This window comes from Micromonospora sp. NPDC002717 (genome assembly GCF_040295705.1).
Taxonomy (GTDB): Bacteria; Actinomycetota; Actinomycetes; order Mycobacteriales; family Micromonosporaceae; genus Micromonospora.
In genome coordinates this window covers 805957-817015 of the sequence record NZ_JBEOVW010000001.1, presented here as the reverse complement: position 1 = coordinate 817015, position 11059 = coordinate 805957, and the positions used below count along the sequence as shown (strand labels likewise).

At 74.2% G+C, this 11059-nt stretch carries 10 protein-coding genes; 7 read left to right on the top strand and 3 right to left on the bottom strand.

The window, feature by feature from the left end; all coding sequences use genetic code 11:
• Positions 1-7 precede the first annotated feature (7 nt).
• Entirely contained in the window at positions 8-1294 is a 1287-nt protein-coding gene (locus ABT006_RS03990; protein ID WP_350702617.1) for a glycosyltransferase, read from the bottom strand.
• A 24-nt stretch (positions 1295-1318) separates the two neighbouring features.
• Between ABT006_RS03990 and ABT006_RS03985 the strand changes: the two genes are divergently transcribed.
• From ABT006_RS03985 to ABT006_RS03965, 5 genes are all read left to right on the top strand, one after another.
• A complete protein-coding gene (locus ABT006_RS03985; RefSeq protein WP_350702615.1) occupies positions 1319-2179 on the top strand; it encodes an Fpg/Nei family DNA glycosylase in 861 nt (286 codons plus the stop codon).
• Between the two features lie 265 nt (positions 2180-2444).
• Entirely contained in the window at positions 2445-4016 is a 1572-nt protein-coding gene (locus ABT006_RS03980) for a sugar transferase (protein ID WP_350702733.1), read from the top strand.
• Positions 4017-4055: 39 nt separating this feature from the next.
• Positions 4056-5282 (top strand): sensor histidine kinase, encoded by a 1227-nt coding sequence (locus ABT006_RS03975; protein ID WP_350702613.1) that lies wholly within the window; start codon positions 4056-4058, stop codon positions 5280-5282.
• Between the two features lie 67 nt (positions 5283-5349).
• On the top strand, positions 5350-6111 hold the full coding sequence (locus tag ABT006_RS03970; protein WP_350702732.1) for a LytR/AlgR family response regulator transcription factor: 762 nt from the start codon (positions 5350-5352) through the stop codon (positions 6109-6111).
• Between the two features lie 86 nt (positions 6112-6197).
• Positions 6198-6860, top strand: a complete 663-nt coding sequence (locus ABT006_RS03965) for a DUF5701 family protein (protein ID WP_350702611.1) — start codon at positions 6198-6200, stop codon at positions 6858-6860.
• A 46-nt stretch (positions 6861-6906) separates the two neighbouring features.
• On the opposite strand, the gene ABT006_RS03960 is transcribed toward ABT006_RS03965, so the two are convergent.
• Complete coding sequence (locus tag ABT006_RS03960; RefSeq protein ID WP_350702609.1) at positions 6907-8142, bottom strand: WD40/YVTN/BNR-like repeat-containing protein; 1236 nt, start codon at positions 8140-8142, stop codon at positions 6907-6909.
• On the bottom strand, positions 8129-8692 hold the full coding sequence (locus ABT006_RS03955) for an RNA polymerase sigma factor (protein ID WP_350702607.1): 564 nt from the start codon (positions 8690-8692) through the stop codon (positions 8129-8131). Before ABT006_RS03955 ends, ABT006_RS03960 begins: the two co-directional genes overlap by 14 nt.
• Positions 8693-8948: 256 nt before the next feature.
• Between ABT006_RS03955 and ABT006_RS03950 the strand changes: the two genes are divergently transcribed.
• Positions 8949-9407 carry a DUF485 domain-containing protein gene (locus ABT006_RS03950; RefSeq protein ID WP_502890839.1) on the top strand — a complete coding sequence of 153 codons (459 nt, stop codon included), beginning with the start codon at positions 8949-8951 and terminating at the stop codon, positions 9405-9407.
• 1 nt (position 9408) lies between these two features.
• On the top strand, positions 9409-11049 hold the full coding sequence (locus tag ABT006_RS03945) for a sodium/solute symporter (protein WP_350702604.1): 1641 nt from the start codon (positions 9409-9411) through the stop codon (positions 11047-11049).
• Positions 11050-11059: the final 10 nt, after the last annotated feature.

Genomic DNA, 11059 nt, shown 5'->3' with positions numbered 1-11059 from the left:
GGCCGGCTCAGCGACCGGCCGGCGTGCCGGTGCGCAGGACACCGGCGTAGATGTCGAGGAGTTGCTTGGTGACCACGTCGGGATGGAAGGTGCGCTCGTAGCGCAGCCGGGCGGCCGGCGCCAGCCCCGCGGCCCCGGCGGCGGCCACCGGCAGGGCGGCGGCCAACGCCGCCGGCTCGGGAGGCGCCACCCAGCCGGCCTCGCCCCGCCGCACACCCGCCGGCAGGGACGCGGGCCCGGGCGTCGGCCCGTCCCCGGCGACGGCGGAGGCGACGGCGGCCGGTCCGGTGCCGGCCGGCTCGCGGGGCGCGTCCGCGCCGACCAGGTAGGGGATGCCGCCGAGCGCGGTGCCGAGCACCGGGCGGCCGGCGGCGAGCGCCTCGATGATCACGGTGGGCAGCACGTCGTGCCAGGTCGAGGTGGCCAGCACCACCGCGCTCGCCTCCAGCGCGGCGCGCACCCCCGCCCGGTCCAGCGGCCCGAGGAAGGTCACGTCCGCCCGGTCCGCGGCCGCCGCCTCCACCAGCGGGCGCAGCTCGCCGTCGCCCGCGATGCGCAGCGGGCCGAGGGCCCCGTCCGGGTGTCGTCGCCAGGCGTCCAGCAGCAGGTCCAGCCCCTTCTCCGGGGAGAGCCGGCCGAGGAAGAGGAACCCCTCGCCCAGCGGGGCGGGGCGGCCCGGGTCGGGGATCGCGTTCGGCTTGACCACGATCCGCCCGGCCGGGATGCCGTAGTCGCTCAGGTGGTCGGCGACCGCCGAGGTGAGCGCGATGAACCGGTCCACCGAGCGCCACGTGCCGCGGTGCACGGCCAGCGTGGTCGCCATCAGCGCGCTCTGCGCCCGCGAGCCCCGGTAGCAGCGGTGCACGATCGCCGGCACACCCAGCGCCCGACCTCGGCAGTCCTGGCAGATCATCCCGTCCCGGAAGTAGAGCCCGGAGGAGCAGACCTGCCGGTAGTTGTGCACCGTCTGCACCACCGGCACGCCGTGCCGGTGCGCGGTCCGCACCACCCAGGGCGAGATCAGGGGGTACGGGTTGTGCAGGTGCAGCACGTCCGGCCGGTGCTCGGTGATCAGCCGGCTCAGGTCCTCCTGCGCGCGGGGCGCCCAGATGGGGGAGATCGGCAGCAGCGCCTTGGCCGACTTCGGCATCGTCGGGATCTCGTCCGAGCTGCGGATGAACGGCAGCACCTCGACGCCGGCCGCCGTCAGCTGGGCGATCTCCACGTCGACGATCGTGTTCTCACCGGACGGCTGGGCTTCCCGGTACCGGTTGTGCGCCACCACGATTCTCACGGGAAAGAAGGCTACCGTTGGCTGGTGCCCGAACTACCGGAGGTTGAGGCGCTCGCGGGTTACCTGCGCGAGCGCGCGGTGGGGCGGCGCGTCGACCGGGTCGAGGTCGCCGCGATCAGCGCCCTGAAGACGTACGACCCGGCACCGACCGCTGCGGCCGGGCGGGCCGTGGTGGACGCCCGCCGGCACGGCAAGTTCCTCGACGTGGTGCTCGACGGCGACCTGCACGTGGTGGTGCACCTGGCGCGGGCGGGCTGGCTGCACTACCGGGAGGCGTTCCCGTCCGCCGCCCCGCTGCGCCCCGGCAAGGGCCCGGTCGCCCTGCGGGTACGCCTCGACGACGGCTCCGGCTTCGACCTGACCGAGGCCGGCACCCAGAAGAGCCTCGCCGTCTACCTGGTCACGGACCCGGCGACGGTGCCCGGGGTGGCCCGGCTCGGCCCCGACGCCCTCGCCGCCGACCCGGCCACCTTCGCCGAGCGGATGCGCAGCCGCAAGGGCCAGGTCAAGGGGGTGCTCACCGATCAGACGGTGCTGGCCGGCGTCGGCAACGCGTACTCCGACGAGATCCTGCACGCGGCGAAGCTGTCGCCGTTCGCGCTGACCAACCGGCTGACCGACGACCAGCTCGCGGCCCTGCACGCGGCCACCCGGGAGGTGCTCGGCGACGCGGTGCGCCGGTCGGTCGGGCAGAAGGCGGCCGAGCTGAAGGGCGAGAAGCGCTCGGGACTGAAGGTGCACGCCCGGACCGGGCAGCCCTGTCCGGTCTGCGGCGACACCGTCCGCGAGGTCTCGTTCGCCGACTCCAGCCTCCAGTACTGCGCCACCTGTCAGACCGGCGGCAAGCCCCTCGCTGACCGTCGGTTGTCCCGGCTCGTACGGTGAGTGACGATACTTGCCCACTACGGAGAGGAATCGACCCTCTCGCTCCGAAGGTCGGAGTCGGAGCTCTACCGGGGCCGCAATCCATCGGTATAGTGGCTCGGTCCCCGGCTTCTGAAATGGCGCGGAGCCGGCCAGACGCCAGGCGGCACCACACCGGCGCAATGTCCCTCGGGTCGGCGTACGGGTCGGCGCCGCGTGGGAGACTGGGACGGTGGGCGACCCGGGCCCTCACGGCGAGTGAGCGGCACGTGTCATGCGGGAGGACATGGGTGAGGTGACGACAAGCCTCCAGCGCCCGGTAACCAACACAGGCCGGAGCAAACTCGTGCGGCACGTCGACAGCTTCGAGATCCAGCCGCCGGCGTCGCCGTCCCCCAACGGCGTGCCCCGGTCGGCGTGGGCCCGGGCCCGCCGCCGGGTGTCGCGCTGGCACCGCCCCTACATCACCCTCCTGCTGCTGCTCGACTTCGCGGCCGCCGCGGTCGCCAGCCTGATCGCCATCGAGACGTTCGACCAGTCGCGGGCGGGCTTCTACAACGCCGAGCAGGATCCGACGTGGTTCCACACGGTGGCGTTCGTGCTGCTGCCGCTCGGCTGGGTGGTCAGCCTCTGGGCCAACCGGGCCTACGACCGGCGCTACCTGGGCCTCGGGCCGGACGAGTACAAGCGGGTCATCCGGGCCGGCGTGGCCGTCACGGCGACGGTGTCCTTCCTCGCCTTCGCCACCAAGACCGACCTGTCCCGTTACACGGTCGGCACCGCCCTGCTCGCCGCGCTGCTGCTGATCCTGCTGAACCGGATGCTCTGCCGCTTCGTGCTGCACGTGGTCCGGCGCAACATCGGCCAGGCCGGCCACCGGATGGTGCTGGTCGGCACCCTGCCGGAGTGCCTGGAGGTCTACACCGCGGTCACCCGCAACCCGGCCGCCGGGCTGGTGCCGGTCGCCATCCACGTCACCGACGGCTACGCGGCCGCCAAGGGCATCGAGACCCCGGTCCCGGTGTACGCGGGCCGGGACGTCCTCGCCCTCGTCCGCGAGGTGGGCGGCGACACGATCGCGGTCTGCGGCTCGGCCAGCGCCGAACCGGGCGAGCTGCGCCGGCTGGCCTGGCAGCTGGAGGGCTCCGGCGTCGACCTGGTCGTCGCCCCGCAGCTCACCGACATCGCCGGCCCCCGGGTGCACATCCGGCCGATCGAGGGCCTGCCGCTGCTGCACGTCGAGGAGCCCACCCTGTCGGGGCCGGCGCTGCTCGCCAAGAACCTGATGGACCGGGTGGCCGCCGGGCTGGGCCTGCTGCTGCTGGTCCCGGTCTTCCTGGCCATCGGGATCGCGATCCGCCTCTCCGACCCCGGCCCGGTGTTCTTCCGCCAGCCCCGGGTCGGCCACGAGGGCCGCACCTTCCGGGTCTGGAAGTTCCGCACCATGTACGTGGACGCGGAGGACCGGCTGGCCAGCCTGGTCGACCAGAACGAGACCGACGGCATGCTGTTCAAGATGAAGCAGGACCCGCGGGTCTTCCCGGTGGGCCGCTTCCTGCGGGCCTCGTCGCTGGACGAGCTGCCCCAGCTGATCAACGTGCTCAAGGGCGAGATGTCGCTGGTCGGGCCGCGCCCGCTGCCCGCCGACGACGGCGACTTCCTCGGCGACGTGCGTCGGCGCCTGCTGGTCCGGCCGGGCATGACCGGGCTGTGGCAGGTCTCCGGCCGCTCCGACCTGTCCTGGGACGAGGCGGTCCGGCTCGACCTCTACTACGTCGACAACTGGTCGCTGGCGTACGACCTGAGCATCCTGTGGCGCACGGTCGGGGTGGTGCTCGCCCGCAAGGGCGCGTACTGACCCCTTGGCGAGCGGGCCGCCAGGGGCCAGGATCGCTGCGTGGGTGGCAACCTCTCGGCCGTCTTCGGCGTCGTCTCGCTGGTCACCGCGCTGGCCGCGGCCCTGTTCGCGGTGGTCCGGCTGCGCGGGCGGCGGGGCATCGCCACGGCCACCCAGCGGGCCACCTACGAGGTGTTGCACACCGCCGGGCTGGCCGCCGAGCCGCTGCGCGCCGGCCTGGGGGCGGCCAACGCGGCGAAGGCCGTACGCCACCTGCGGGCCCTGGTGGGGGCGGCCGGGCTGGCGCTGACGGACCGGGACACGCTGCTCGCCCTGGACGGGCGGGGCGGGCACCACGACGACCAACTGGTCGCGGCGGCCCGGCGGGCCGTGGCGACAGGCCGCTCGACCGTGCTCGGCGACTCGGAGCTGCACTGCGACCGGGTGGACTGCCCGGTGCGCGGCGCGGTGGTCGCCCCGCTGACCGGCGCCGACGGGCGTACGGTCGGCGCGCTGGTCGCGGTCGCCGACGGCCAGCCGGAGCCCGGCCTGGTGCAGGCCACCCTGGAGACGGCGCACTGGGCCGGCAACCAGCTCGCCCTGGCCGAGCTGGACTCCTCCCGGGAGCGGCTGGCCCGCGCCGAGGTGCGCGCCCTGCGCGCCCAGATCAGCCCGCACTTCATCTACAACGCGCTGACCGCGATCGGCTCGTTCGTGCGCACCGACCCCGACCGGGCCCGGGAGCTGATCCTGGAGTTCGCCGAGTTCACCCGGTACTCGTTCCGGGCGCACGGCGAGTTCACCACGCTGGCCGAGGAGCTGCGGTCGATCGACCGCTACCTGACCATCGAGCGGGCCCGGTTCGGCGACCGGCTCCAGGTGCGCCTCCAGATCGCCCCCGAGGTGCTGCCCGTGACCCTGCCGTTCCTCTGCCTGCAACCGCTGGTCGAGAACGCCGTCCGGCACGGGTTGTCCCGCAAGCCGGGCACGGGCATGGTGAGCATCGAGGCCCGGGACGCGGGCACGGAGTGTCACATAACGGTGGAGGACGACGGAGTGGGGATGGATCCGACCGCGCTGACCGCCGGCATCGCCGAGCTGGCCGGCGCCACCGGGGACCCGGGCGACGACCCGGGCCAGCACGTCGGCCTCTCCAACGTCGACGAGCGGCTCCGCTCGGTCTTCGGGGACGGCTTCGGCCTCGTCGTCGAGACGGGCCTCGGTTCGGGGACGAAGGTGAGCATGCGGGTGCCGAAGTTCCACCCCGGCGTACGGGCGGGCTCGTGAGCGCGAGGAGTGAGCCGGGTTTGCGAGCCCCGCAGTCACGAACCAAGGTGGCGCCGTGAGTGGCGGGGTGAACCCGTCCGGTTTCCTCCGGGTGCTGGCGGTCGACGACGAGCCGCCGGCGCTGGACGAGCTGGCGTACCACCTGCGGGCCGACCCCCGGGTGGCCCGGCTGCACACGGCGGGGGACGCCACCGAGGCGCTGCGGGTGCTCCGCGACGTTGACGTGGACGTGGTCTTCCTCGACATCCGGATGCCCGGGCTGGACGGCATGGAGCTGGCCCGGGTGCTGCGCCGGTTCGCCCGCCCACCGGCGATCGTCTTCGTCACCGCGTACGACGACGGGGCGGTGGACGCGTTCGACCTGGGTGCCACCGACTACGTCCGCAAGCCGGTACGCGCCGAGCGCCTCGCCGAGTCGCTGCGCCGGGTCATCGGCGCGCGGGTGGTGCCGTCGCACCCGGCGGCCCTCGCGCGGGCGGAGGAGGATCCGACCATCCCGATCGAGCTGGCCGGCACCACCCGGATGCTGCCCCGCTCGGCGGTGCGCTGGGTGGAGGCGCAGGGCGACTACGCGCGGCTGCACACGGCCGAGGGCTCGCACCTGGTCCGGGTGTCGCTGGCGACCCTGGCCGAGCGCTGGGCGGATGCCGGGTTCGTCCGGATCCACCGGTCGTACCTGGTGCAGCTCAAGCTGATCGCCGAGCTGCGGCTGGCCAACTCCGGCTATGTCGTGGTGGTCGACTCGGCCGAGCTGCCGGTGAGCCGACGGCACACCCGCGAGCTGAAGGACAAGCTGGTCCGCGCGGCGAAGCAGGACTGGAACCGCTGAGCGCGGCCGGCCGGCCGGGTCGGAAAGTTGCTGCCGAGCGGGAATAAGGATCCCCTGTCGTACGCTGTACGGTACTCCGTACGAAAATGGAGGCCGCCTTGTTCGACGCCGCGACCGAATTCGACCGCCAGCTCGACCGGCTGGTGGAGCTGGGCTACCCGGCCCTGGCCGAACTGACCGAGGACGCCTTCCGTGCCCTCGTCGCCCCGCTGCGGGCGGCGGCCGTCGCCGGGGCGGCGGGCCTGCCCGCGCCGACCGAGGGGCGCGTCCCGTTCCTGCTGGTGATCACCCGCGACCTGGTGCCGGTGGAGGCGCGCGTCGCGCTGACCACGCTGGCCGGCAAGCGGAAGCCGGGCGTCGTCGACCGGCACTACGCCGACGGCGACCTGCCGAAGTTCGACCCGATCAAGGATCTGGAGGTGCCGGACGGACCGGCGTACCTGCTCTTCGACGTCGACCGGGGCGAGGAGACGCTGAACCTGGCCCCCGCCGCCGCGATGGAGGTGATCACCGGCCAGGGCCGGCTGCCGCTCTCCATCGACGAGGGGCTCGCCTTCGTCACGCTGCACCCGGAGGCGCTGGCCAAGAACAAGTGCTTCTCGCTGGTCGGCTCCCGCTGCGGCGACAGGCGGGTGCCGGCGATCTGGATCAGCCAGGGCGCGCCGAAGCTCGGCTGGTGCTGGTACGGCAACCCGCACACCTGGCTCGGCTCCGCCACCGCCCGCCCGGAGCGCGTCGGGCTGGGCTGACGGTCGCGGGACGGCCGGGTGGGTATCCCGGCCGTCCCGCCTCCACTCACCGGGGCAACGTCAGCCGGCTCCAGTTCTCACCGTCGGCACTGATGTGGACGACGACCGAGTTGGCGTCGGTGGGGTCCTCCCGATCGGCCAGCCAGACCAGTCCCCGGGACGTGCCGAACGACGTGCCCTCGTTGCCGGTCCGCGTGCTCCGGCTGAAGTGCCGCCCGCCGTCCCGGCTGATCCACACGAACGACGTGGCGCCGTCCTGCGTCACGTCGCCGACGAGCAGAGCCCCGTTCGCGCCCCGGGTGATCCCCCGGACCAGGTCCGTCGAGGGGAGGTCGGTGCCGACATCCGCCCAGGACCGGCCGCCGTCCGTGGTGTGCAGCAGCCGGGCCGGACCGGCGGGTCGCTCCCCGTGCGGGTCGGCGGACATGGTCCCGCCCAGCACGTACGCCTCCTGCGCGCTCACGGCGACCAACGAGCTCGCCCACACACCCTCGGGCACCGTCGACGTGCGCCAGGTCGCTCCCCGGTCGACGCTGAGGGCGACCGAGGGGGGCGCACCGTGGTCGGGCGCGGGCGACATGAGCCAGAGAGCGCCGTCATCGGCCTGGTCCACCGTCTGCGGCACGGCCTCCCCGGGCGCGTCCGTGAGCCGGTACACCCGCCAGGTGCTCGAATCGACCGCCAGCGGGCGCGGCATCGCCCCGCAGGATCCCGTGCAGCGCGCCGGACGGGCGTTCTCGGGGAAGGCGCGGACCTCGGTCGCCACCGACGCGAGACTCCGCCAGGTGAGGCCGGCGTCCAGCGAGACGACCTGGCTGCCGTCGATGCTGACCAGGTACCGCCGCTCGTCGAGCACGGTGAACCAGACGTCCGAGGTGCGGCGTCCCTCCGCGTCCGACCTGCACGGGCCGTCGAGGTAGTTGGTGCGCCAGCCCGACCAGGTACGCCCGGCGTCGGTGGTGGCCGTGAAGCTCAGCCGACAATCGTTGTCGGTTTCCTCCACCGCCACCGCCGACCGCTCGGAGAGCACGACCAGATGGCTCACGCGAGGGTCGGCCGGCGGGTCGGTGGGGTCCGGACCGGCCCAGTCCACCCCGCCCCCGTGCCCGGTGAACGGGGCGACCGCCGTACCGCCGAGCGCCAGCGCGACCGCCGACCCGACGCCGGCCGCGCGGCGCCGCCGCCGCAGCCGGGCCGCGCGCCGGAGGTCGCCGAGCGGCGGCTGACGGACGGCGTCTGCGACGGTCTCGACGTCGAACCCGGTGAACTCACGATCGGACATCGGCCCTCCCGGTCTGCGTGGTCTCGGTGGTGTCGGCGTGCTCCTGGTCGCGGTCGCGCCGAACCTCGTGGTCGCGGTCGTCGGTGAGCAGCGCCGCCAGCGCCTGCCGGCCGCGGGACAGGCGGGACTTGACCGTGCCGGCGGAGACGCCGAGCGTCGCCGCCACCTCGTCGACCGGCAGGTCGACCAGGTAGTGCAGGGCGAGCGCGTGCCGCTGCCCGTCGGGCAGCCCGCGCAGCGCGGCCAGCAACGCGAGGTGCTCCGGCGCGCGGTCGGCGACGGCGGGCGGCGGGCCGATCCGGCGCAGCAGCCCGTCGAGCACCCGCCGTCGCCGGTACCGGCTGCGGGCCACGTTCACCGCGACCCGCCGCAGCCACGACTCCGGGTTCTCCAGCCGGGCGAAGCGCCGGGGCGCGGCCAGCGCCCTGGTGAACGCCTCCTGGACCGCCTCCTGCGCCTCGCTCAGGTCGCCGGTCACCGCGTAGAGCTGCACCACGAGCCGGCGGAAACACCCGGCGTAGAGCTCCGAGATCAGATCGCCGTCGGACACCGTCACCTCCCTCCTCCACCTATCCCACCCACGAGCGCGGCGGCAGGTTCCCCGGCCGATCGAGAGATTCCCACGGAGTTATCCACAGGGGTGACGCGTTCTCCACAGGTTGTGCACAGCCCGGTGTGGACCACCATCACACCGGCTGCGGCGGGCGCGACGGCCGCGACCGCGTCACGGCTGGGACGCTCGCGGCGGGTGTGGCAGGGGCGACCGCTGCCCTTGACAATCGCGGTGATCGGGCCAGACTGCCGGGGTGGCCGCTGCCGACGATCCCGTCCCGGCGCCCCGGTCGGGCCGGCCCGGAACACCGGGGCGGACGGGGGTGCCGCGGCAGACTCCGACCGCCCAGCCCCGGGCCCGGATCGTGCTGGCCGAGGTGTCCCGCCGGGAGGACCGGGCGCAGCTCACCCGCGCCGAACTGGCCCAGCAGACTCGGGTCGGCGAGGCGCTCGTCCGGGGGCTGGTCCGGGCCCAGTTCGCGCTGGCCCTGCGGCTCTCCCTGGTGGTGGCGATCGGGCTCGGCGGGTTGCCGTGGCTGTTCGCCATCGCGCCCGACGTCGGCCGGATCACCGTGCTCGGCGTCAACCTGCCCTGGCTGCTGCTCGGCGTGGTCTCGTTCCCGTTCCTGATCGCGGTCGGCTGGGCGTACGTGCGGCTCGCCGAACGGAACGAGCAGGACTTCACCGACCTCGTCCAGCGGCCGGAGCGCTGACGTGGGCAACGATCTCGTCGTCCCGGCGATCGTGGCGGTCACCCTGGTCACCGTCGGCATCGGCTTCTACGGGCTGCGGCTGGCGCGCACCACCTCCGACTTCCTGGTCGCCTCGCGGGCGATCAGCCCGACCTGGAACGCGGCGGCGATCGGCGGGGAGTACCTCTCGGCGGCGAGCTTCCTCGGCGTCGCCGGGCTGATCCTCAAGTACGGCGTCGACGTGCTCTGGTACCCGGTGGGCTTCGCCGCCGGCTACCTCGCGCTGCTGCTCTTCGTGGCCGCGCCGCTGCGCCGCTCCGGAGCGTTCACCCTGCCGGACTTCTGCGAGCTGCGGCTCGGCTCGCGCCGGCTACGCACCCTCGCCACCGCCTTCGTGATCTTCATCGGCTGGCTCTACCTCGTGCCGCAGCTCCAGGGGGCGGGGCTGACGCTGGCCACGGTGACCGGCTCGCCGTACCCCCTGGGGGCCCTGCTGGTGGCCGTGGTGGTCACCGCGAACGTGGCGCTCGGCGGCATGCGCGCGATCACCTTCGTCCAGGCCTTCCAGTACTGGCTGAAGCTGACCGCGCTCGCCGTACCGGCGATCTTCCTGGCGTTGCAGTGGCAGGCCGACGCCCGGCCGGCGGTGACCCCGCCCGACGGGCCGGCGTTCCGGACCGCGACCACCGTCGTGGTCGAGCACCGCGCGACCCTCACCCTTCCCGACGGCCAGATCCGGGAGGTACGCCCCGGCGACGAGCTGTCGTTCGCCGCCGGTGACCCGGTGCCGGAGGTCTCCGGGGTGGCCACCGACGCGGCCGACTGGCTGCTGCCGAGCACCGCCGGGGACGACGACCGGGGCCTGTTCGCGACCTACTCGCTGATCCTGGCCACCTTCCTCGGCACCATGGGCCTGCCGCACGTGCTGGTGCGCTTCTACACCAACCCGGACGGCGCGGCCGCCCGGCGCACCACGCTGGTGGTGCTGGCCCTGGTCGGCGCGTTCTACCTGCTGCCCACCATCTACGGGGTGCTCGGCCGGATCTACACCCCGCAACTGCTCGTCACCGGCCAGACGGACGCGGTGGTGGTGCTGCTGCCCGGCGCCGCGCTGGGCGACGGGGCGACCGGGCGGCTGCTCGCCGCGCTGGTCGCGGCCGGCGCGTTCGCGGCCTTCCTGTCCACCTCGTCCGGGCTGCTCACCAGCGTCGCCGGGGTGATCTCGACCGACGTGCTCGGCCGGGGCTCGGTCCGCGGGTTCCGGCTGGCCACGGTGATCGCCGGCGGCGTGCCGGCGGTGCTCGCGCTCAACCTCGCCGGGCTGGACGTGTCCCAGGTGGTCGGGCTGGCGTTCGCGGTCGCCGCGTCCAGCTTCTGCCCGCTGCTGGTGCTCGGCATCTGGTGGCGCGGGCTGACCGACCTCGGCGCCGCCGCCGGGATCCTGGTCGGCGGCGGGGCTGCTGTCGGGGCGGTGCTGGTCACCGTGCTCGGCCCGCCGCTGTCCGGCTGGCCGGCCACGCTCACCGCGCAGCCGGCCGCGTGGACGGTGCCGCTGGCCTTCACCGTGATGGTGGCGGTGTCCGTGGCGACCCGCCGCCGGGCTCCGGCCGACGTCGGGGCCACCATGCTCCGGCTGCACGCGCCGGAGGCGCTGCGGCTGTGAGCGACCGCCG

Bases quoted from the DNA above. Each gene is read 5' to 3' on its own strand.
- ABT006_RS03980 (WP_350702733.1), top strand. From the start codon at position 2,445: ATGGGTGAGGTGACGACAAGCCTCCAGCGCCCGGTAACCAACACAGGC.
- ABT006_RS03960 (WP_350702609.1), bottom strand. From the start codon at position 8,142: ATGTCCGATCGTGAGTTCACCGGGTTCGACGTCGAGACCGTCGCAGAC.
- ABT006_RS03965 (WP_350702611.1), top strand. From the start codon at position 6,198: ATGGAGGCCGCCTTGTTCGACGCCGCGACCGAATTCGACCGCCAGCTC.